Origin of the sequence: Methanobrevibacter sp. TMH8 (genome assembly GCF_020148105.1) — an archaeon.
Classification (GTDB): domain Archaea; phylum Methanobacteriota; class Methanobacteria; order Methanobacteriales; family Methanobacteriaceae; genus Methanobinarius.
The window spans coordinates 32,483-57,618 of record NZ_JAHLZE010000023.1 but is presented as its reverse complement, the minus strand read 5'-3'; the positions used below and the strand labels follow the sequence as shown (position 1 = coordinate 57,618).

Genomic DNA, 25,136 nt, shown 5'->3' with positions numbered 1-25,136 from the left:
GCATTTAACTAATTTTTTAAGAGAATAATACAATTAAAAATAAGATATCTGTATGGAATTATAAAAAAGTTAAATTATGTCAACTAAAGTTAAATCACCAGAAGATCTTCCAAAGAAACCTGGAATATACATAATGAAAAACTCTGATGATGAAATAATATACATTGGAAAATCAAAATCATTACAAAATAGAGTGAAATCTTATTTTAAAGATAAATATGATACTCCTAAAACAAAAATTTTAATGAGCCATTTCAATAGCTTAGAGTATATAATCACAGATAGTGAAAAAGAAGCACTTATTCTTGAAGCAAATCTTATTAAAAAACATAAACCTAAATATAACATCAGACTTAAGGATGATAAACGATATCCTTATGTTAAAATAACTAATGAAGATTTCCCACGTCTAATTATAACAAGAAACATAGGGAAAACAGGTAGCTATTTTGGACCATTTACTGATGTTGGTTCCGTTCGTCAAACTGTTAAATTTTTAAAATCATTATTTAAAATTAGAACTTGTCGTAGGATGGATGGTCCATGTTTAAATTGTCAAATTGATTTATGCTATGGTCCTTGTGCAGGTAATATTAGTAAAAATGAATATAAAAAATTAATTAATAAAATCGATCTTTTTTTCCAAGGCAAATATACTGAAATAATTAAAAACTTGGAAAAAGAAATGAAGGAATCATCCAAAAATTTTAACTTTGAAAAAGCAGCTGTACTTAGAGATCAAATAGCTTCAATAGCTGAAGTAATGGAAAAACAATTTGTTGATTTTGCAGATGAATTAGATCAAGATGTTATAGCTATGTCCTTTGATGGAGATTCAGCTATTGTTGTGGTTTTTTCAATTAGAAATGGGAAAATCAATGGAAAAGATGATTTTTTAATGAGTGGAGCTAAAAATAACAAATCTAATGAAGTTATATCTGCTTTTATACAACAGTATTATGGTATTAATAGGCATGTTCCTAAAGAAATTATTCTCGAAGAAAAAATTAAAAATAAAGAAGAATTCATATTAATTGTAGATTGGTTAAGTGATTTAAGAGGAGATAAAGTGGAAATTTCTGTTCCTTTAGAAGGAAGTAAACTTAGATTAATTCGAATGGTTGCAAAGAATGCTGAAATCATTAAAAAACAGAAGAAAAAAATGAAAAATGCTATGATCGAATTGAAAAAATATTTAAAACTTCCAAAACTTCCAAGAATAATTGAAGGATATGATGTATCAAATATTTCTGGAAAATTAGCTGTTGGATCAAAAGTTTCATTTTTAGATTCTAAACCTAATAAAAAACAATATAAAAGATTTAAACTAGAAACTCCAGGACCTAATGATTATGAGATGATGAGAGAATTATTAAGTAGGAGATTGAAACCTTTAGCTAATTGTACTGATGATGAAGAAGGAACTATAAAATGTGAAAAACCTGACCTTATACTTATTGATGGGGGTAAGGGCCAATTAGGGATAGCTACAGAAGTATTGAAAAAATACAATCTAGAATATATTCCTATAATTGGTTTAGCTAAAGAATTTGAGGAAATATTTGTTCCACAAAGTTCAAATCCAATTAAAATTCCTCAAAATAATGAAGGACTTCATTTACTTCAAAGAGTAAGAGATGAATCACATAGATTTGCTGTAACTTACCATAGAAAATTAAGATCAAAAAATATTGAAGGATCAGAACTTGACGATATTGTAGGTGTAGGAAAAACTAGAAAAATAAATTTATTAAAACATTTTGGAGATATAGAAAAAATAAAAAATGCTACTATTGAAGAAATATCGGCTGTTAAAGGACTTAATAAGAAAGTAGCTAAGGCAGTTTATGATAATTTTCATTAAAATAAATTAAAATATTAAAAAGGATTATTAAAAATAATATAAGCATTAATACTATTTAAATTAAGTAATAAAAATATTAAAAATAATAATAATAATAATATTTTTAAAAATATCTATTTATAATATAATTAAATACTATTTAAAGCATTTACTGTACAACCTAAATTTTCTCCATTTAATCCTATTATAAGTTCTTCATTTTTAATGTCTGCATTTTGTCTAGAACCACTACAACCCATAGTTATATTGGCTCTTTTACTAATAAAGGGTCTTGCAACAGCATCGGCACATACTGATTGAATTCCTGAAAAGTCGGATTCAACTCTTCCACCTAATGTGTAAACTATAGCCTGAGTAATTTTCATGGCTTGAACAGGGCTTCCAATAATAACAACCACATCTGGGATAAAATCAGCTTTTTCTAAAGGCATATAAATTATTGCATAAACATTGAGATTAATTTTAGGGACTGAATCAATGGTTCTTTTTGCAGATCCTAATGATTTAAATCTTCCTAAATTATAATAAAATTCTCCAGAATCGAGTTTTTCAGGTAATTTTTCTAATCCAATAGCTGCAGACCCTCCTTTACATAATTGTTCAGATGAAGTACTATAAAATATAGCTCCATTTGCAGCTTTTTGAACCATTTCACAATGTCTCATTTTTTCCCCAATTTTTTCAATTTTTTGTGGAATATCTTCTTTATGTAGTATAAATTTTATAGCTACAGGACTAGTTTTAATATTCAAATCTTCTTTTAACATTTGAGAAAAATATTGGTTATTTTCAAGTTCATTTGTTTTAATACTCTCTTCCATATCCATCACCTTAAAAATCAATAAAATATTATATTTTTAATTATTTATATTTAATTATTAATATAATTTCTAATTATTTTAAATTATATAAAAATGATTAAATTATTCTAATTAGTTATAGTTAGTTATAGTTAGTTACTATTAGTTATTTTTGTTATAACTTTTATTTGATTAAATTTTTTTAATAGTTTTTAATAATTCTTAATAATTTTTTATATTATTAATATTCAATTGTATATTTATTTGTTTTATATTTTAAATAATATATAATTTCAATAAAATGTATATATTTACAGAATATTTAAAAATTATCATATTAATTGATAAAAATTATATTAATATTTAGTTAAATCTTATTAATAAAGCATAAATTATATCAAATAATTTTATTTATTTAACATTATATATTTTACATTGAACAATAAATTTATATATTAAATAAAACAAACAAACTATCGTTATTATAGAATGTATATAGACTTATCAATTATTTTATTCATTATTTAATAAAAACAATTTACATTTATCGATAACAAATTTTATTAAATTGACAATATATTTTAACAAAAATAGGTTTTACTATAATCTTTGATTAGACAATATCTTTATATATGATTAAACTATATATATAGTTTAATATGTGGTCTGTGGGGGGTCAATATGAAGAATGAAAACATATATCTATTGACTTTAATATTAATATTAGGTAGTCTACAAAGTATTCTTAAATAAACAAAATGAAATTTTACGTTTATATATAAAATATCATTTGTTTAATTTATATATAATAAATTAAGATTAAATATTTAATATTAAGAATTAATATTTTATCAAGTCATTTATTAATACGGAGTTCTAATTTAAGAGATATTATAAAAATGATATATAAAATAGATATATTAATGAAGAAAAAGTATGGTAAACTAGTATAATACAACTTAAAAATGGTATTTAATTTAATTAATCTATTATATTATATATTAATTATATGAATTTTAGCTATATGATTAAATATTATAAGGTAATTTAGTAAAAATAAAAAATAATGAATAAAATATATAAAAATAATATTTTAAATATGAAAAATATTACAATAAAAATTAAGGGGTGGTAAGATGGAGACAACTCTTATATCCACAATATATGATGTAGAACCAGTAATGATATGTATAACTAAATTCTCTCCAAAAAGAGTTTTACTTTTAACTGAAGATAATGCTTCTGATGTCATGAAAGAAAGTGAAGAAACTTTAGCAAATGCTTTCGGAAGATTTATTGATATTAAATCACATGAAACCGATTCTAATGATCCAGTGAAAATTGCTGGAGCTGTTGCAACAACTATAGAAAAAGAAAAAGATCGTGGAAACAAAATTGTTGTTAACATTAGCGGTGGAGAAAGACCTCAAGCTTTAGGAACATTATTTGGAGCATATGGCAAACACCAATTTGTTGATAGGATTGTATTTGTAGATAATTCTAAAAAAGAAGTAATTGATTTACCTATTCTTAAATACGGAATATCTTCTACTAAAAAAGATATCTTAAAATGCTTAATAGAAGGTTGTAATTCAGTTAAACAATTATCAACTGAAATAGATATCAGTAGAGGCATGACATACAATCATATCAGAGAATTAAGGGATATGGGCCTTATAGAAAAAGATAATTTAGAAATTACTACAGCTGGAAGATTAGCTATTGTATAATCTTTTAATGATTAATATATAACAAATGGTTTTATTTAAAACCATTTGATTGCTTTTTTTAATTAAATAATAATTAATAATAAAAAATACTTTTTTATATTTTATATAAGATAAATACTAATTGATTCTTTGATTTTAATTCTATGCATTTTAACTTGATTTATTTAAATTTGATGTAATTAAATATATGTATTTTATTTCTATGTATTTTAATTATATGTATTCAATCAAAATTTTAATCCTTTGAATATCGTGAATTAAATTTTATTATATTACTTTTCATTAGCTACCTCAATATTATTATATTGAATAATATAAACTAATATTATTGAATATATAATTTGATAAACTTAAATTATTATAAATAAAATAATCTTAGATTAAATATTTATCAATTATTCACTTTATATAGAAAAGTTTATAATGTTTGTATTATATAATATTATATACTATTTTACAAATATTATTTTTTTATATTATAATTGAATATTAAATTATATATTATTTATTAATCGTTTAATATCCCTAATATCAATAAATTATATCATAAATTAAAAAGATAAGTTAAATTATAACTTAAATAATGAATTAAATAATAATTTTAATAAAAATTAAATTATATAATAACTGATTAAACATCTATAAATTACTTATATTTTTATTTTGAAAATGGTTTTTATTAATATAGGTTTTAGAATAATAATAATAATAATAATAATAATGGTAGAATAATAATATATTTTAATATAAAATCTTATAATAATTATATTAATAAGCTAATTAAGAAAAGGAAGGAGAAGAATAATGAATAAAAACTCAAATAAAAAGGAGATTATATTAAAAGGTGCTAGGGAGCATAATCTCCAAAATTTAGATTTATCTATTCCTCGGGATGAATTTGTAGTTATCACTGGATTAAGTGGTTCTGGAAAATCTTCATTAGCATTTGACACTATTTATGCTGAAGGACAGCGTAGATATGTTGAATCTTTATCTGCTTATGCAAGGCAATTTTTAGGACAGATGAAAAAACCAGAAATTGATTACATAGAAGGATTGTCACCAGCAATATCTATTGATCAAAAAACCACAAAAATGAACCCTCGTTCAACTGTTGGTACAATTACTGAAATATATGATTATCTTCGTCTTCTTTTTGCAAGAATTGGTACTCCTCATTGTTATAAATGTGGAAAAGAAATTGCTCCACAAACCATAGGTCAAATAGTTGAAAATATTATTGAAGAAAGTAAAGACTCTGAAAAAGTTAAAATTCAAGTTTTAGGTCCTATAATAAAAGATAGAAAGGGAGAACACAAAAAAATCTTTGAAAATCTTAGAAATAAAGGTTTTGTTAGAGTAAGAATTGATGGGGAAGTTAAAGATCTTGAAGATGATATTAAGTTAAATAAAAATACTAAACATACAATTGAAGTTGTAGTTGATAGACTAATAATTAGAGAAGATGTTGAATTTCAAAGACGTTTAGCAGATTCTTTAGAAACTGCACTTGAATTTGGTGAAGGTATCGTTAATGTTCTTTTTGATAAACAATCAGATATAGAAAATAATGATTCAAATGAAAGCACAAACAAAAAAACTAATTTAAAAACTCAAAAAAGTCATTACGAAAAAGTTTTCTCAGAACATTTTGCATGTGTTGATTGTGGAATAAACTTTGAAGAACTTACTCCTAGAATGTTTTCTTTTAACAGTCCTCAAGGTGCTTGTCCAGAATGTAAAGGCATTGGTAGTAAAATGGAAATGGACCCTGATCTTATTGTTCCTCGCCCTGAACTTTCTATAAATGAAGGAGCTATAGTTCCATGGAGTAGATCAAAGGGAAGTAAGGATAATTATTATCACCAAATGCTCTCTTCAGTAGCTAATCATCTTGGATTTTCGATGGACACACCATTTAAAGACTTAAAAAAAGAAGAACAAAATGCAATTCTTTATGGTACAAAAGATAAAATTTCATTTAATTTTAAACGAAGAAATAAATCATATAGGGTTAATAGGAAATTTGAAGGCGTAATTAATAGGATGGAAAGACATTATTTAGAAACTAAATCTAATTATTCTCGTAGTTATATCTCAAAATTTATGAGTGATCATGCTTGTCATGTATGTAAAGGAAAACGTCTTCGTCCTGAAGCTTTATCTGTAACAGTTGCAGATAAATCAATTTCTGAAGTAGTTTCTATGCCTATAAAAGATTGTTATAAATTCTTTAAAACCATAGAACTCAATGAAAGAGAGTTATATATTGCTAAAGAAGTTTTAAAGGAAATAAGAGAAAGATTAAAATTCCTTGTGGATGTTGGTCTTGATTATATTTCAATGGAAAGATCTTCAGGAACTTTATCTGGAGGTGAAGCTCAGAGAATTCGATTAGCCACACAAATTGGATCAGGATTAGTTGGGGTTTTATATATATTAGATGAACCTAGTATTGGTCTTCATCAAAGAGATAATGTTAAACTAATCGAAACCCTAAAAAGACTTCGAGATATAGGAAACACTCTAATTGTAGTTGAACATGATGAGGAAACTATCCTTTCAGCAGATTATATAGTTGATATTGGTCCTGGTGCAGGAGAACATGGTGGAAAAATTGTTGCTCAAGGTACACCAACTGAAATTATGGAATCTGTTGATTCTGTTACTGGTAAATATTTATCAAGAAAAGAAGCAATTCCTATTAATAATACTAGACGAAAAGGTAATGGTAAATTTATTTCAATTAAAGGTGCAACTGAAAATAACTTAAAAAATGTTAATGTTGATATTCCTCTTGGAGTATTTACTTGTGTAACTGGTGTTTCTGGTTCAGGTAAAAGTTCTCTTATTAATCAAGTTTTAAATAAAGGTTTAAATGGAATTTTAAACAATAAACATACTTATGCAGGAAAACATGATAGCATTGAAGGTGCTGAAAATATTGATAAAATAATTGTTATTGATCAAACACCAATTGGAAGAACACCAAGATCTAATCCTGCTACATATACCGGACTTTTTACACATATTAGAGAATTATTTGCAGAAACTCCTGAAGCAAAAGCTAGAGGTTATAAACCTGGAAGATTTAGTTTTAATGTGAAAGGTGGCCGTTGCGAAGCTTGTTCTGGAGATGGAATAATTCAAATCGAAATGCACTTTTTAGCTGATGTTTATGTTCCATGTGAAGTCTGTAAGGGAAAAAGATATAATGATGAAACTCTTGACATTAGATACAAAGGTAAAAACATATATGAAGTCCTTGAAATGACTGTTGAAGAAGCTCTTGAATTCTTTGAAAATATTCCTAAAATAAAGAAAAAACTTCAAACATTATATGATGTTGGACTAGGATATATAAAAATAGGCCAAGCAGCTACAACATTATCTGGAGGCGAAGCTCAGAGAATTAAATTAGCTAAAGAGTTATCTAAACAAAGTACTGGAAAAACTCTATATATTCTTGATGAACCTACAACTGGACTACATTTTGACGATATCAAAAGATTACTTGGGGTCCTTGGAAGATTAACTGATTCTGGTAATTCAATTGTTGTTATTGAGCATAATTTAGATGTGATTAAAACAGCTGATCATATTATTGATCTTGGTCCAGAAGGTGGAGATGGTGGGGGAGAAATTGTTGCCCAAGGCACTCCTGAAGAAATAGCTAAATCTGGAACATATACTGGTGAATTCTTAAAGGATATTTTAAATGAAAACATAACTCCTCTAGCTAAAGAATTAGTTGAAGAAAAAATGAGCAAATAAGCAATAATGTATTATAATAATTTTTTTTATTTATTATATCTGATAATAATAGAGGGATTTAATGGAAGTTTCAGAAATAATTTCTACATTTGAAAAGTTATCTAACCCTAATGAAATTGAAGGTATGAAAAGATTTGGAATAGATCCAAATCATACATATGGTTTAAGAATGCCTGTTATTAAAAAAATAGCTAAAAATTATAAAAATAATCATAAACTAGCATTAGATTTATGGAAAATAAATAATCGTGAAACTAGAATATTGGCCTCCCTTGTTGATGACCCTAAAGAAGTTACTTCAGAACAAATGGATCATTGGGCTAATGATTTTGATTACTGGGAAATTACAGATCAATGTTGTATAAATTTATTTAGAAAAACTGAATTTGCATATGATAAAGTGTATCAATGGACTGAAGAAGAAAAAGAATTTGTGAAACGTTCAGGGTTTTCTTTAATTGCTGTTTTAGCTGTCCATGATAAGAAAAAAACCGATGAAACATTCATTGAATTAATGGAATTAATTGAAAGAGAATCAACTGATAATAGAAAAATGGTCAAAAAATCTGTAAATTGGGCTCTTCGACAAATTGGTAAAAGGAATTTGAAACTAAATAAATTAGCTATTGAAAAAGCTGAAAAAATAGATAAAATTGATTCAAAAAGTGCACATTGGATTGCAAAAAATGCTTTAAAAGAGTTAAAAAGTGAAAAAATTCAAGAAAAACTAAATAATAAATAATTTTTATTTTTAAATTGACCATATTTATTTAATTTCATTATTAAGAATTCCTTGTATTTAATTATTCTAAATAATGAATTATGAATCTTTATTTTTCTATTTTATATATTTTAATATCAAATTTAACAATAATTGATATTTAGCTTGTTATTTAATTTATTATTTAGTTCATTATTTAATTTTTATAAATATTTATTATAATATATTAATTATTAACTTTCATATTTATTTTATACTCATATTTATCTAAAATAATTAATTTTAATGAAAATATATAAATATAAATTAATAAAAATAATTATATAAATTAAATAAATAAATTTTAGAGTTTATTATCTATCTATGACTAATTAATAGTATAGAATTAATATAATATTTAAATCAAAAAATAATTAATATATTATAAATTTAAGCGATAGAAAATATAAACAATAAATAATAATAATAATAATAATAATAATATTTATATGATGATATTAAATATAATACAATGATTAGTGAGTGTAACAATGAAGAATAAACTGATAGAATCTTTACTTATATTTTTAAGAGGATTATTTATGGGATCTGCTGATATTATCCCTGGAGTATCTGGAGGGACTATTGCATTAATTACAGGAATATACGAAAGACTTGTTCATGCAATTGGGAAAATTAATTTCAAATTCATTAAATATCTTTTTAAAGGAGATATATCAGGCTTTAAAAGAGAATTTCTTGATGAAATAGATTTTCAATTATTTATTCCCCTTCTCTTAGGAATAGCAATAGCTATGTTAACGTTATCTAAAGTAATTGGTATTTTATTAGAAGAATACACAGCTTTTACATTTGCTTTCTTTTTAGGTTTAATTCTAGCATCAGCTTATGTTTTATATACACAAGTTGTACATTTTTCTCCTAAAATTATAATAATTTCTATAATTGGATTTATTTTAGCATTTATTTTTGTAGGATTAAATCCTATTGCAACAAATCACACATTACCAATATTATTTTTCTCTGGTATGATAGCTATTTGTGCTATGATTCTTCCAGGAATTTCTGGAGCTTTTATTTTATTGTTGTTAGGACAATATGGATATATGTTAAATGCATTAAATACATTTAGTTGGACAGAAATCATAACTTTTTGTATTGGAGCATTAATTGGTATTTTAGGATTTTCTAAATTATTAGATTATTTATTACAACACCATGAAGAAATAACTTTAGCACTTTTAATTGGAGTAATGATAGGAACACTTAGAATACCTTTTAATCAAATAACAACAAATATCGGGACATCTCCTATTGATATAGCTATTTGCATTATTTTAATGATTATAGGATTTGTTTTGATTGTTTTACTTGAAAAGAAATTTAAATATATTGAATAATTAAATCAAAATTTATATTAGGACAATATATTCGGATATAGTATATTTGAGGTTATATATTTAGATAGTTTTTATTTAAATATAATTTCATTTGAATTTAAACTATCTTCAATTTTTTCCATAAAATTTTATTAGTGTTTGGAGTATTTGACATCAAATCATAGATATTATAAAGGTTCAGTTTTGAATTTTCATTTAATGGATTTAATTTACCATTTGATAATTGGAAAACCATTATATTAGAATCAATATTAATTTTGCCTTTATTTTTTATATTAATTTTTTTGAAATTATCAATTAACTGATAAAAATCTGATATTAATAAATCTTTCTCTTGTTTTTCTAAAAATTTAAATTCAACCTTTGATTTAATTTTTTTAAGATTTTTATTAATAACTTCTAGACTGTAATTTAAAGCAGCCTTATTATATGGATAGAAATAATTTTCATCAGGAATCCGTTTAAATATTGCTATATTAGGATTACTACTTTCTATATTAGTAGAAACGTCATCTATAATATTTTCTTTAATTTTTGTAAAATTTTCGATTTGTTTTTCAATGTTCATTATAATTCTCCAATATATTTTTAATTATTATAAGTTTTAGTTTTAAATAATATAGAAAATTTTTTATTTTTTATTAAATTATAATTATTTTTATAATATTAATTTATAATTTATTTTATTTTATTTTTTTGCAAAAAACATTTTTATCAATTATTATTTAAAATTTCATTTATTAATTTCATTTTAAAATTTCATTTTTTTTTAAAAAAAAAAAAAAAAATATTAAAAATATTAAAAAATTACATTATATGTTTATTTTTAAAATTTTATTATTATTACAAATTTATAAAAATTTATTAAATTTAGTTCGTTAAACCGTGGTTTAACGAAGTAAAATTAATATTCAATTAAAAATTGTTCAAAACATGCATAAATTGATGGGAACATATAGATATAAGATATAATTTATGCCATTTTTGACCTATATTATTTTATTTCAAAAAAAGATAAAATTTTACACTTGAAATTCATCTATAATACTTATTATAATTTTATTATTATATATTCTAAAAAAATCAATAGTATTACATAAAATAATTTTATTATTAAATTTTTTAGAAAATCTAATTAATACTTTATTTTTCATTTTTATTAAAATGATAATTTTTATAAAAAATTAATTTTAATATATTTTAAAAAATAATTAATAAAAAAATTTGTTAGAAATATATCAAATTAAAAAGTGAAAATATTATATAATAATATAATAAAGTTTAATGTAAATACTAACTATCAATAATTTATATAAAATTTATAATAATATATTTAATTATTAATATTTCATAATGTATATATACCATTCAGAAAATATCTATAAGGTTTATCTAACTATTGACATTAAACGAATTATCAACATATATAACATAAAAATAGCTAATGTGAATAATAAATGTATTAAAATCAAAAGATTTATATACTTAAACATTAAATTTAATAATGGGTTTGAAAACTTATTCAAATCTTTGGAACGAACTTAAGTTAATCATACATATTCACCCCCCCTTAAATCGTATGTTTAAAAAAGTAAAATAAAATTTTTTTTTATTACTTAAGTTTGTTCCATTTTTAAATTATTTTTTGGATATTAATCTAAACTCATTTTTATGTATTTTTAATAATTTCTAATAGTTTTTAATAAATCAAAATAATTTAATAATAATATATTTTATATAGTATAGTAATAATTATTTATTATTAATTTCATTAATATAAAATAAAATATAATTATATATTAAAAATAAAAAATATTAAAATAACTATTAAAATAAAAAATTAAAATTATTAACTAGAAATTTCAATTTTTCCATTAAAATTATTAATAGACCCATTAGCAAGCATATAATCTAGAACCGTGTTAATTTTAGTAGCTGTTTTTTTAGAAGTGGATTTAAATCCAAAATTTCTAGATACATTTTTTATAAGTTCTTTTGATTCAATAGGAGTTATAAAGTTTAAAATCAATTTTATATTTTCTTCAATTTCCTCATTAGAAATTAAATCAATATTAGGTGATTTTCTTTTTCTCACAGGAACACTTGACCAATTTAATGGGAATAAAAAGTCTTCAATGAGAATAATTTGTCCATTATTTTCAGCAAGAGATATTCCTTGATTAATCTTATCTTTAAATTTAGGTCCTGCTCTTTTAAGGTCACATGTTTCTTTAATTCTAATAATAAAATCTTTAATATGTATTGGACCTTCAAATTCAACAATTTTTATTATGATATCCATATAATCAGAATCTGTTAATTTATAAAATTCATCAATATTATCTAAAGGAATATTTTTTGTAGTTTCATAAGGAATGATTAAATCATCAATATTAACATTTTTACTAAGATTTTTAGTAGAATCAATCTCTTTCAATTTGTTTGATTCTTTGTTTCTTTCTTTTTCAATTTCAATATAATCGGTATTGAGATCTTGAATCATATCTTCTAAATCTTCATTTAAATCATTACTTAAATCATTGCTTAATTCTTTATTTAAATCTTTACTTAAATTTTTATTTAAGAATTTATTTCCATTAGAATCTAGATTTTCTTTATCATTATCAGCGTAATTGTTAGAAACAACATTAGAGTTAATAATATCTTCATCTAATTCAAAATCATCAGAAATATTTTTGGTTCGATCAATTACAACAACATTTTTTGGAGCAGTTGGATTTTCGATTTCCTTTAATGATTTATTAATATATTTTACTTCGTTTTTAATTTCATTAATAGATTCAGAAACAGATTTCATTCTATCTCTAATATTTTGAGATTGAAAATTATTATTATTACTATTATTTTTAATATAATTAAGAGTATTTCTCCTCAATGGATTGTCAAAATCAGATATCCCCTCATATACATTGATTCCATCTAAATCTTCAACAATTTCATTGTCATTTTCTTCGAAAGAATCAATATCTTGATAATTTCCGTTATTTTCAACATTAACAGTCTGATCATTATTATTATAATCATTATCAACATAATTATTTGAATTATCAAGATTATTATTGATATAATTATTATAACTATTACTATTATTTACATCTTTATTATTACTATTATTATTAGTTGAATTTTTTAATTCTATATCTTCGTATTCAGTAAAAACAGCACTTTCTTTAGTTTGAGAAATATTTTGATAATTATCATTAATTCCAATCACAGAATCTTCATCATTTTCTCCAAGAACTTTATTAATTTCTTTTTCAAGCTCATAATCAGATGTATCAACCATATCTTTTTGATTTTTAGATTCAGATTCTACTACTAAATTATTGGTTGAAATGTTATTTTTTTCTTCAATAATTGAATCATAATTAGAATTACTTTCTCTGTGTCTACCATTATCAGCAGAATCCAGGATTAAATCATCATTTAAGTGAGATCTAAACCTAATTTTAGGTTTTTTAGTTAAATTATTTAATTTATCATTATCAGAAGAAGTTTCAGTATTTCTATCAGAATTTTCATAAGAGATATCATTTTCTATATTTTTTTGTATTTTTTCTTCAATTTCTTTTTTAATGATTTCTTCATTTTTTTCTTCAATATCTCTATTAATTATTTCTTCATCGATTTTTTCTTCATTATTTTCATCATCATCTTCTTCATTTTTTTCAATTGAAGCAATTATAGTTTCTTTATCGAGATTGTCGTTGTTAAAATCCTGATTAGAGTTTATTTTTCTTTCATATTTATTTTCAATTCCATTTTTTTCATCTATTTCAATACTTTCATCAATTTCATTAATAATAGATGAATCTTGAATATTTGAATCACTCAAATTAATATCTAATTCATTTATATCTTCAGTATTATTTAGAATTTTAGTATCAATTTCTTCATCTTGAACTTTATCTTGAGATTCATCAAAATCATCATCAATCGGATTAACAATAGTTAAATCATCATTTTTTGAAGGTATTTTCTGAATTTTCATTGATTTAACTTCTTCAATAAATGAATTGATTTTAATTTTTTCAATACTTTTCAATAATTTCTCGCTGGTCAGATCTCTGTTTCTATACCAGTCAGTTGACCATAGGTGATATAAATTCCAACCTAATCCATTTAAAACTTGTCCTCTAAGACGATCCCTATCTCTAGCTACTTTTGATGAAGAATAATTTTTCCCATCACATTGAATACCAACAATATATTTACCAGGATTGTTTTCATCTACAATAGCTAAATCAACTCTGAATCCAGCACAACCTACTTGTTTATGAACTTCATAACCATTATCCTTTAAAAATTTGTAAATAGCATCTTCGAAAGGTTCTTCTGATTCAGTTTTCCTTAAATTATTTCCATAAGATATATTTTCTGCATATTCTAGAAATTCTTTTAAAGCTTTTACACCAAATGGAGGATTAGCTGTAAGATGCATATCATGGGCTTTGAAATTAGAAAATACAATACATTTCTCTCTTGCACGAGTTATAAGTACATTTAATCTTCTTTCTCCACCATCTTGATTTAAAGGGCCGAAATTAAGAGACATTCTCTGATTTTGGTCAAATCCATAACCTACACTAATTAAAATAACATCCCTCTCATCGCCCTGAATTGTTTCAAGATTTTTAACAAAGAATCTTTCTTTCATTTTATCTGAAAATAAATGTTCTAGTTCAGGATGCATTTTTCTTTCAATTTCTAGTTCTTCGAGAATGGCATTCATTTGTGCAACAGAAAATGTTCCAACACCTAAACTTTTAGTATCACCATATTTATTAAAATGTTTAAATATCTCTTTAACAACATTTCTTGCTTCAAGTGGGTTTGCAGAAGATTTTCCTCTTTCATATATAGTACTATTATCATGTTTAAATTTTAATCCTAATTCTTCAGTATTATGAGAAGGAGAAGGATAGACTAATAATTCATCATCATAAAATTCTTTATTTGAAACAGCTATAAGAGATTCATGACGACTTCTATAATGCCATTTTAACATTTTTACTGGAAAAGAAAGTTTACATAGATGAAGTATACTTTCCATATCTAATGCAGTAGCTACTTCCTCCATATCACCAATATCAGTCATCTGATCAAAAAAAGAAGTAGGAGGTAATTGTTGAGTATCTCCCATAACAACAGCACTTTTTGCTCTCATAAATGCTCCAAGAGCATCTTCTGGTTTAACTTGACTTGCTTCATCAAATATTACAACATCAAATTGTAATTTAGGATTAGTAGGATCTAAATATTGAGCAATAGATAATGGACTCATCATAAAACAAGGTTTAATTTGTTTTATAATTCCTCCAGATTTTTCAAGAAGAGTTCTAACAGGAAGATGTCCTCTTTTCCTAGTAAACTCTCCAGCTAAAGTTTTAGCTTCTGGGTTTTCAGCTGCTCCAAAAACCTTTGGAGTCTTTTTATTGAGTTTTTGAAAAATTCTTCTTCTATTAAGTTGTATTATTTTTGAATCTAACTCTTCAAATTCTGAAATCTTATTTTGATGTAATTCTCCAATAAAAGTAGCTAAAGGTTGATTTTCAGCAAAAATTATATTCAATAAGCTATCAGCAAAATTTCCTAAAACTAATGATTTTACATCATCTTTTTTAATATTTCTTTTTTCGATTATATCAACAAATAATTTTGCTGAAGTAGATAAGCATACATTTTTAGTATTTAAATATTGAGACCAAAGATGCAAACTTGAAATTTGACCTCTCCATAAATTTAGTTGTTTTTCCCATTTTTCAAGAGGAACATCTTTAGTTTCTTTTTTAAATATTAATTTACTTCTAGGATTCAATTTTGATTCTAATTTTGATAGATTTTTTACAAATTTATCTGCAGAATTGAGATAATCATTAATTTCACTTTTTGAATCTATATCAAATAGAGAATTTGAAAGTAAGTTAATAGTACTTTTATTATATATTCCTTCTTTCAATAGATGATTAAACTTTCTTATCCAATTACTTGCTTCTTTTAAATCAACTATTGAAGCATCTAAATGCCACAATTCACCAAAATACTCTAAACCAATATCATCTAATTTATGTATTTCTTTTCTAAAAACAATATGTTCTTTAACTAATTGAAGATCACTTAGAGCTTGTTTATTATTAGGAACATTATTTTTATAAAGATATTCAAGTTCATCTTTATAATTTTTACCTCCAAATAATTTAAACCGTTTATTAGTTTCTTTTTCAAGATCATTGATTAAATTATCTAAATTTTCTGTGAGAATATGATCATTAAATTTGTCAATAGCTCTTGAAGTCATTTGATATTCTTCTAATTTTTCAATAAGTTCATTAGCTTTCCGAGGTTCATCAATCCAAACTTTATTTGTTAGAACAGAACTATCTATAAGCTGAATATTCTTGTCATCTAATAATTTTAGAGATTCTAAAGCTTTGTCATATTCTCTTAAAGTATGAGGTGTTTTAATACCAAAATTCTCATGTAATCTTTCAGATTCAAGATTAAATTCATTTAAAGAATCTAAAGTATCACTGATAAGCATTTCAATTTCTCTTAAATCAGAGGGAAGTAGACTTTTAGGATTACATTTACTCCAAGGATTATTATTAGCTATAGTACCATAGAGCTCAGCTAAATTTTCAAGATCTATAATCATATCATCTAGATCTTTAATAGTGTAATCTTCAGGAGCTTTAAATCTAACAAGAGGTAATATATTACTACTGTCTGAATTTTTATTCATTTTTTTACTAGCAAAATGAGCTTCAGCAGATTCTTTCATACCATATAACTCATATGGTGACATTTTAACATCATATAAAGGCCTATGGATTATATCGGCATAATCATCTAGTTGTTTACGAAGAGTCTCTAATTTTCTAAGTATCTGATTAATGTCAAGATCATCCATTGACCTAACATTTAAACCTTTTTGAAGTTCTTTTAAAAGTTTTTTTCGTTTAGTTTTATGACTATGTAATTCAAGAACGAATTTACCAAGTCCAACACTATCAAGACGGCTTTTTACAACTTCTAAAGCAGCCATTTTTTCACTAACAAATAATACACTTTTTTCAGAAGCAAGAAGTTCAGCTATTATATTAACAATAGTTTGAGACTTTCCAGTTCCTGGAGGCCCTTCTACAACAAGATTTCTACCTGCTTTAACATCTTCAATAACAGCTATTTGAGAAGAATCAGCATCAAGAACTTGATACATATCTTTATATAATAATTCTCTATCAATATCTTCCTCTTTAAATGAAACCTCATGTTTATTTTTTTTAGGATCAAAGATAGCTTCAATAAGTTCTTGTTTTGTTAAATCAACATTATCTTCCCAACTTTCTGGATTTAAGTCATTATACATTACAAATTTTGTAAAAGAAAAAAATCCAAGAGATATATGTTTTGTAACTTTCCAATTACTTTTTTTGTTTACTGCGTTTCTAACATCTCTTAAATAGTGTTCAACACCTTCAATGTATGATGTTATTTTAAATTCAGGAATTTCAATATCTTCTTCAGCTAACTTAGCTTGAAGTGAAATATTTGTTTGTAAATCTTCTTCATTCCAATAAATAGAAAATGATTTTCCAACTTTTTTACGTTCTAATGTTACTGGAATTAAAATCAATGGAGCTGCATGAACATCATTAGGTTTAAAAGTATCTCTCCATTCTAAGAACCCTATAGCTAAATATAATATATTATAACCTTGCTCATGAAACATTGTATTAGCTTGTTGATTTATATAAAAAAGCCTTTTTTGAAGTTCATTTGGAGTTAAATCAGCTTTCAATGATTTATCTCCTTCAGAAAATATACTTAAATCAATTGGAGGATGTTCCCATAGAGCAGAAAATCTTGATTTCTTATTATCATTAGCTTCATCATTTTTTACAGATCTTCTATCTTTTTTATTTGGAACAAATTGCATCTTCTTTTTTTGTAAAATAAGTGTCTGATAAACAGACATAGGAGATTGATTAACTACTTCAATAGTTTTTGACCTAGGTTTAAAGTTTAGAAGCTGATTTCTCAATGTTAAATCGAGAAGATTATTTCTAAGATTTTCAAACTCCTTTTTTATATCATTTGAAGATGTTTTTCCCATTTATATCACAAATATTAAGAATTAAATTAAATTTAGTTAATTATAAATACATTATTTATTTATTTTCTCTATTATTAATAAACTTTTCTGATAATATTCATTTCAGCTTTATTTAAGCTAGATAAATATTATTAGTTCAATTCTATTATAATTTTAAACATTAATACCATTATATGTATAATTAATAAATATTTGATTTACATTTAATATATTTTTAATTTTAATTCCATATTTCTTATTAAATATACATATTATATCATCATATTTATTCCTCTGATGATTAATATCAATTTTTTAAGTTTTTGAAAATTATTCATTAAAATAACTTATAAATAGAAAAATTTAAATTATATAAAAGAGATATTAATTATTGCTTGAAATTGTTCATTTTTCAATTTGAGTAATTACTTTATTTGAGTAATTAATTTGAGTATTTAATTTAATAATTTATTAACCAATTTTATTAATAAATTCTATTAATTAATTTATTATTCATGAAAAAATAAAATATAAAAATATTCTCATTATTAAATTATAAAAAATTTATAAAAATATCAAAAATTAAATATAAAAATCATATTAATTTATATTCTTTATAATAGATATTATATTTACATTTAATTATTTAGTTACTGATTGATATATAAGATATAATTTTGTTTATATTATTTATTGATTATATTAATTTATGAATATATTCAATTATTGATTATTATATTGGTTATTAGGGTTTTAAGTATTATATGGGATAGAGGTGAAATAATGAATGACAAAAAAACTGCTATTGTTGGAACTCCTTGTCAAATTTTAGCTGCTACTAAGATTAATGAATATGATGAACAAACTGGTGGATCACCTATAGATTTAAAAATAGGCTTATTTTGTATGGAAAACTTTTCATATACTTACTTAAAAAAATTTTTAGAAGATAATAATATTAACTTAAAAGATGTTGAAGGATTTAAGATTGAAGAAAACAAATTTAAAGTTTTCTTAAAAAATGATAATCCTTTCATAGTTCCATTAAGTGCTACTGAATCATTTAAAAGGAAAAATTGTGATATTTGTACTGATTACACATCAGATATTTCTGATATATCTGTTGGTTCACTTGGATCTCCAAAAGGTTGGTCCACTGTTATAATAAGAACTGAAAAAGGGAAAGAAATTTTAGAAGATGCTGAGAAAGAAGGATATTTCGAAACTAAACATTTAACAGATGGAGGAAAAGGTCTTCTTGAAAAAATAGCTTCTAAAAAGAAGAAAGATAATCTCAACAATATTATGGAACGAGAAGTAGTATCAAGACCAGTATTATACAAAAGAAGAATAGCTGATGATGAAATTGAGAAAATATCTTATCAATGTCAATTTGAAAATCTAGAAAGTGATGTTATTTCTGAAGGAGCTTGTGTATTATGTGGAGCTTGTGAATATGTCTGTCCAACTAATATAATTCAAATTGATGATAGAAAACCTCAAAAATATGGAAATTGTGAAGAGGATTGTCATGCATGTTATTTTGCATGTCCTAGAACATATCTTAGTAAAAACATAATGAGTGATGATTTAGAAAATAAACCATTAGGTGATTATTTAGATATTATCTCTGTAAAATCTAATAAAATAGAAGGACAAGATGGTGGGGCTGTTACCTCAATTCTAATGTATCTGCTTAATAAAAAATTAGTTGATGATGTATTCATTGTAGGTGAAGATGAAGAAATTCCATGGAAACCTATATCTAAACTTACAAGTGATGTTCAAGAAGTTATTGATGCAGCTGGAACAAAATATAGTACTGCTCCAATTGGGTTTAAGGCTTTAAAAAACTAATATTTTTTTAAATAATAAATATTTTTTAAATAATATATAATACTAAAATAATATATGATCTTAAAATAACTTAGAACAAACTAGATAACTAAAAATAGATAAATTATGTTAAAATAGGTGAAAATAGTTTAAAATAAGTTAAAATAAGTTAAAATAAATTTGAATATATTAAATAAATAAAAAAATTTAAAAATTTGAAAAAATTTGAAAATGTTTTAAAATAAATTTAAAAAGATATTTAATTAAATATCTTTTTTATATAAATTTTTGAATATTTAAAATATAATTAAGATAATATTATTAAAAATTCAAATGTTTATAGTATAAATTTAAAGTTAAACTGCTTTTTCTCCTCTTTCACCAGTTCTTATTCTTATTACATCTTCAATATTTGAGATGAAAATTTTTCCATCACCAACTTCACCAGTTCGTCCACTATCAACAATTGTATCAACAACTTTATCTAAATCTTCATCATTTACTACAATTTCAATTTTGGTTTTTGGAAGAAATTCAATGCAATAATCTGAACCTCTATAAGATTCTTTTAACCCTTTTTGTCTACCCTTTCCTTTAACTTCAGATATATTCATACCATTACAACCAATTTTTACCAAGGAATTTTTAACATCTTCTAATTTTTCTAGACGAATAATAGCTATAATTCTTTTAATAAAAATCACTCCCATATAATTTTATATAAATTATCATTGTTTATTATTTTATTTTTATTGTATATTTCTTTTTTAATGATTTAAAGTTTTCATATTTTTATAAATAATTTTTCTAAATTACTATTCTAAATTATTATTCTAAATTAATATTCTAAATTAATATTCTAGATTGCTATTCTAAATTATTATTCTAAATTAATATTCTAGATTGCTATTCTAAATTATTATTCTAGATTATTATAATATTACTTTTTAATAATTTAAATATAAAGATTTATTGGTTATAATCTATACCCAGATTCTTCATGAATATGTGTATCTAAACCTTCGACTTCCTCTTTATCTGAAACTCTTAAACCAATTCCCCAATCAATTATTTTTCCTATAATCAATGTCATTATGAATGCATAAACCATAGTAACAATAGTAGCTATTATCTGAATCATAAGTTGATTAACATTACCTTCAATTAATCCTGAAACACCACCAATAGCTGCAACTGCAAAAATTCCTGTAGCTATAGTACCCCATATTCCAGAGACACCGTGCATTCCAAAAACATCCAATGCATCATCAAAATCAAAAAGAGGTTTAATATAACTAATAGCTATATATGAAAATACAGCAGCAAGAATACCAATAACTACAGCACCAGTTGGATTTACAAATCCAGCAGCAGGAGTCATGGCAACTAATGCAGAAATAGCACCAGAAATAGCTCCAAGAACTGTAGGTTTTCCTTCTTTCCAAATATCTAAACAAACCCAAGTTATAAGACCTATTGCAGCTGCAAGATTACTTACTAAAAGTGCAGAAGCAGCTAATCCTCCTGCTGTAAGAGCTGATCCTCCATTAAATCCTAACCATCCAAACCATAAGAATCCTGCACCTAAAATTGTGTAACCTAAGTTATGAGGCAATAGACTCCTATCTTTTCGTTTTCCAATGATTAATGCTAATGCTAGAGCAGACAAACCAGAACATATTTCTACCACAGTTCCTCCAGCGAAATCAATTACACCCATATCCATTAACCATCCGCCACCCCAAACCCAATGAGTTATAGGGATATAAACGCCTATTGTCCAAAAAATTACAAAAACTATCCATGCAGAAAACTTCATTCTTCCAACAATAGCTCCAGAAATAAGTGCAGCTGTTAAACCTGCAAATGTTAGCTGAAATGCTACATAGACATAAGTAGGTATTGTACCAGTAATTGAATTAATACCTATATTTTCCATCATAAAACTTGTTGGAAGACCTATAAATCCAGAAATTGATTGTCCAAAAGCAAGTTCATATCCAAAAGCTATCCAAATCACAGTTACTATTGAAAAAGATATTAATGTTAAAAACATTGTATTTAAAACATTTTTCTTTTTAGCTAAGCCACCATAAAAAAATGCAATTCCTGGAATACTCATTAATAATACTAAAATTGTCGAAATAAGCACCCAAGCAGTATCTCCAGAATTCAATATACCTTCCATAAAAAAATCACCCTTAAATTATATTAAGTTTTTAATATTAATTTAAAAAATTTAAATTAAAGTGTCTTGTTTAAAAATTATTTTTATATAATTTCTAAATAATTTTTAAATATATAAATTATAATATTAAGTTAAAATTTTCAATATATTATCTAAATATTTAAAATTAGATTATATTTTAGATTCATTTTTAATTTATATTTATAATTTCATTTAATTCATACATAAAAAATGTATAATAGATAAAAATATATTATATTTGTTCATATTTTTCTTTAAAAAATTGTTAGAATAATATAAAAAATTTCATATAATACTTTATATAGGAAATAGGTAACCTTATTCCTATTATATATCTTATATTATAATATATAAAACTTCTTATAAGTTTTATAAACCTAATAATAAATGTAAAAAATGTAGATAATTATTATAAAAATTAAAAAATAAACAAAGAATTAATAATAAAAATAAATAAAAAATATAATTTATTAGAAATTAATAAAAAACAAATAAAAAAAGACAAGTGAAAAAATAAATAAAAGAAATAATATTAACATATTAATAAAGAAAATAAATAAAGAAAATAAGTAAAGAAAATAAATCTATAAAAATTATCTATTATAATGAATCTATAACCTTTACAAGTAAATTGATAGTATTTTCAATATCTTTCATACTAGCTACACTTACAGTTGTGTGTATATATCTAGTTGGAACAGATAGAACACCTGTAGGAATACCTTCCCTAGTTAAATGGATAGCTGCTGCATCAGTAGTTCCACCTTCACTAACTTCAAGTTGGTATGGTATATCTCCTTCTTCAGAAGAAGAAACTAAAATATTTTTCACTTTTTCAGGAGTTAATATTCCTCTTCCACTTGCATCAGCCAATACGATAGCTGGTCCTTTTCCTATATCTACAGGAGCTTCATCAGGTTTGATTCCAGGATGGTCTCCAGAAATAGTAACATCAAGTGCAAAAGCCATATCAGGATCTATTTTAAATGAAGATGTTTTAGCTCCTTTTAAACCTACTTCTTCTTGAACAGTTCCAACACCAAAAACAGTCGCTTTTGAATTAACTCTTTTTAAAGTTTCAATCATAACATAACAACCAATACGATTGTCAAGAGCTTTTCCCATAATTAAATCATTAGGAAATTCTTCATAAAAACATTTGAAACTTATTGGATCCCCAATACTAACAAGTTCTTCTGCTTCTTCTTTAGAAAAGACTCCAATATCAATGAACATACTTTCATATTCAATTATTTTTTTTCTTTCAGATGCTTTCATGACATGAGGAGGTTTTGATCCAATTACACCAGTAATATCACCATTTTTTCCATGTATTGTGACAGTTTGGTTTAATAACATCTGGTCATTAATTCCACCAATTTTTGAAAAGCGAATAAAACCTTTTTTATCAATATAACGAACCATTAACCCAATTTCATCCATATGTGAAGCTAACATAACAGTAGAACCTTTTTTCTCACCTTTTTTAATAGCTATCACATTCCCCATTAAATCATCTTGGATCTCGTCAACATGAGGTTCTAACTCTTCTTTAATGATATCAACAATTTTTCCTTCAAAACCAGATATTCCTGGAGTTACTGATAATTTTTCCATTAGTTTCATAATTTCACCAAAATAAAAATAAATAATTAAATTATAATAAGTATTTAATCATCTATTAATTTATAAATTATAATATAAATAATTATATTATTTTTATCATTAAATTTAACTTATTATTAAATTAATAAATTATTAAATTAGATTTAATGTTAATAAAGAAAATTTCAATATAATAATTAACTATTTAATAAAATAAGTTTATTAATGAACCCAATATGATACATTTTCATCAATAAGTTTATAAACTTTGTATACTTATTTAAATTATATATGATACCTAAAAATCATCCTAGATATGAATCACTAGTTCTTAGAGAAAAAATAAAAAATGCATATAAAGAAGGATATTTAGCTGATTCTGGAATGATTGCACATGGAAGAGGAGAAACATTTGATTATTTAATAGGAGAAAAAACCAATGAAAATTCTATTGAAGCAATTAAAGCAAGTGTTGCTACTTTACTTTTAGCTAAAAATCCGGTTATATCAGTTAATGGAAATAGTACTGCTTTAGCTATAAAAGAAATTATTGAATTAGCTAATGTTACTAACTCAAAAATTGAAATTAATTTGTTTTATAGGACTAAGGAAAGAGTTAAGATAATAGCTGAATTATATAAAAAAAATGGATATGATGGAATTTTAGGTACTGATGATGAAAAATTGAAATATATTGATAATATTGATTCTCCAAGAGCTACAGCTAGTGAAGAAGGAATTTATTCTGGAGATGTTATATTGGTTTCATTAGAAGATGGAGATAGAGCTGAAGTTTTGGTTAATAGTGATAAAAAAATAATAGCTATCGATTTAAATCCATTATCAAGAACCGCTAAAATTGCTAATATTAGTATCATTGATAATATTGTAAGAGCTATCCCATTAATGATAGAATTTACAAAAAAACTAAAATCTAAAGATGAAAACTATCTAAAAAATATCATTAATAATTTTTCTAATGAAAAAAATCTTGAAAAATCATTTGATAATATTGATTTGCATAAATTAGCTGATAATTAATCTAAATAGTTAATCTAAATAGTTAATCTAAATAGTTAAT

At 23.8% G+C, this 25,136-nt stretch carries 13 protein-coding genes; 7 read left to right on the top strand and 6 right to left on the bottom strand.

The features are described 5' to 3' along the window. Nucleotides 1–76 precede the first annotated feature (76 nt). On the top strand, nt 77–1,864 hold the full coding sequence (uvrC, locus tag KQY27_RS05015) for an excinuclease ABC subunit UvrC (RefSeq protein WP_224425481.1): 1,788 nt from the start codon (nt 77–79) through the stop codon (nt 1,862–1,864). A 128-nt stretch (nt 1,865–1,992) separates the two neighbouring features. Here uvrC and KQY27_RS05010 read toward each other — a convergent pair whose 3' ends face one another. Then, nucleotides 1,993–2,685, bottom strand: coding sequence for a DUF169 domain-containing protein (locus tag KQY27_RS05010; RefSeq protein WP_224425480.1), 693 nt, complete (start codon nt 2,683–2,685; stop codon nt 1,993–1,995). A gap of 1,115 nt (nt 2,686–3,800) precedes the next feature. Between KQY27_RS05010 and csa3 the strand changes: the two genes are divergently transcribed. From csa3 to KQY27_RS04990, 4 genes are all read left to right on the top strand, one after another. Then, complete coding sequence (gene csa3 / locus KQY27_RS05005; protein ID WP_224425479.1) at nt 3,801–4,394, top strand: CRISPR-associated CARF protein Csa3; 594 nt, start codon at nt 3,801–3,803, stop codon at nt 4,392–4,394. Between the two features lie 804 nt (nt 4,395–5,198). Then, a complete protein-coding gene (uvrA, locus tag KQY27_RS05000) occupies nt 5,199–8,168 on the top strand; it encodes an excinuclease ABC subunit UvrA (RefSeq protein ID WP_224425478.1) in 2,970 nt (989 codons plus the stop codon). 61 nt (nt 8,169–8,229) lie between these two features. After that, a complete protein-coding gene (locus KQY27_RS04995; RefSeq protein ID WP_224425477.1) occupies nt 8,230–8,910 on the top strand; it encodes a DNA alkylation repair protein in 681 nt (226 codons plus the stop codon). 560 nt (nt 8,911–9,470) lie between these two features. Further along, the gene (locus tag KQY27_RS04990; protein WP_224425496.1) at nt 9,471–10,289 is read left to right on the top strand and encodes a DUF368 domain-containing protein; all 819 of its coding nucleotides are present in this window, start codon (nt 9,471–9,473) and stop codon (nt 10,287–10,289) included. Between the two features lie 97 nt (nt 10,290–10,386). Here KQY27_RS04990 and KQY27_RS04985 read toward each other — a convergent pair whose 3' ends face one another. Next, nucleotides 10,387–10,857: a hypothetical protein gene (locus KQY27_RS04985; RefSeq protein ID WP_224425476.1), complete on the bottom strand. Its 471-nt coding sequence runs from the start codon at nt 10,855–10,857 to the stop codon at nt 10,387–10,389. A gap of 1,281 nt (nt 10,858–12,138) precedes the next feature. Next, the gene (locus tag KQY27_RS04980; protein WP_224425475.1) at nt 12,139–18,426 is read right to left on the bottom strand and encodes a DUF4011 domain-containing protein; all 6,288 of its coding nucleotides are present in this window, start codon (nt 18,424–18,426) and stop codon (nt 12,139–12,141) included. 762 nt (nt 18,427–19,188) lie between these two features. Here KQY27_RS04980 and KQY27_RS04975 point away from each other — a divergent pair. Further along, a complete protein-coding gene (locus KQY27_RS04975) occupies nt 19,189–20,262 on the top strand; it encodes a Coenzyme F420 hydrogenase/dehydrogenase, beta subunit C-terminal domain (RefSeq protein WP_224425474.1) in 1,074 nt (357 codons plus the stop codon). Between the two features lie 335 nt (nt 20,263–20,597). Here the strand turns inward: KQY27_RS04975 and KQY27_RS04970 are convergent, their stop codons facing one another. From KQY27_RS04970 to KQY27_RS04960, 3 genes are all read right to left on the bottom strand, one after another. Beyond that, entirely contained in the window at nt 20,598–20,936 is a 339-nt protein-coding gene (locus tag KQY27_RS04970; protein ID WP_224425495.1) for a P-II family nitrogen regulator, read from the bottom strand. 281 nt (nt 20,937–21,217) lie between these two features. Continuing rightward, on the bottom strand, nt 21,218–22,429 hold the full coding sequence (locus tag KQY27_RS04965) for an ammonium transporter (protein WP_224425473.1): 1,212 nt from the start codon (nt 22,427–22,429) through the stop codon (nt 21,218–21,220). Nucleotides 22,430–23,050: 621 nt separating this feature from the next. Further along, a complete protein-coding gene (locus KQY27_RS04960) occupies nt 23,051–24,079 on the bottom strand; it encodes a M42 family metallopeptidase (protein ID WP_224425494.1) in 1,029 nt (342 codons plus the stop codon). Nucleotides 24,080–24,346: 267 nt separating this feature from the next. On the opposite strand from KQY27_RS04960, the gene KQY27_RS04955 reads away from it, so the two are divergent. Then, a complete protein-coding gene (locus KQY27_RS04955) occupies nt 24,347–25,096 on the top strand; it encodes a 4-phosphopantoate--beta-alanine ligase (protein ID WP_224425472.1) in 750 nt (249 codons plus the stop codon). The last annotated feature ends 40 nt before the right edge of the window (nt 25,097–25,136 follow it).

Coding starts and splice junctions, on each gene's coding strand:
- uvrC (WP_224425481.1), top strand. CDS start 77: ATGTCAACTAAAGTTAAATCACCAGAAGATCTTCCAAAGAAACCTGGA.
- KQY27_RS05010 (WP_224425480.1), bottom strand. CDS start 2,685: ATGGAAGAGAGTATTAAAACAAATGAACTTGAAAATAACCAATATTTT.
- csa3 (WP_224425479.1), top strand. CDS start 3,801: ATGGAGACAACTCTTATATCCACAATATATGATGTAGAACCAGTAATG.
- uvrA (WP_224425478.1), top strand. CDS start 5,199: ATGAATAAAAACTCAAATAAAAAGGAGATTATATTAAAAGGTGCTAGG.
- KQY27_RS04995 (WP_224425477.1), top strand. CDS start 8,230: ATGGAAGTTTCAGAAATAATTTCTACATTTGAAAAGTTATCTAACCCT.
- KQY27_RS04990 (WP_224425496.1), top strand. CDS start 9,471: ATGGGATCTGCTGATATTATCCCTGGAGTATCTGGAGGGACTATTGCA.
- KQY27_RS04985 (WP_224425476.1), bottom strand. CDS start 10,857: ATGAACATTGAAAAACAAATCGAAAATTTTACAAAAATTAAAGAAAAT.
- KQY27_RS04980 (WP_224425475.1), bottom strand. CDS start 18,426: ATGGGAAAAACATCTTCAAATGATATAAAAAAGGAGTTTGAAAATCTT.
- KQY27_RS04975 (WP_224425474.1), top strand. CDS start 19,189: ATGAATGACAAAAAAACTGCTATTGTTGGAACTCCTTGTCAAATTTTA.
- KQY27_RS04965 (WP_224425473.1), bottom strand. CDS start 22,429: ATGGAAGGTATATTGAATTCTGGAGATACTGCTTGGGTGCTTATTTCG.
- KQY27_RS04955 (WP_224425472.1), top strand. CDS start 24,347: ATGATACCTAAAAATCATCCTAGATATGAATCACTAGTTCTTAGAGAA.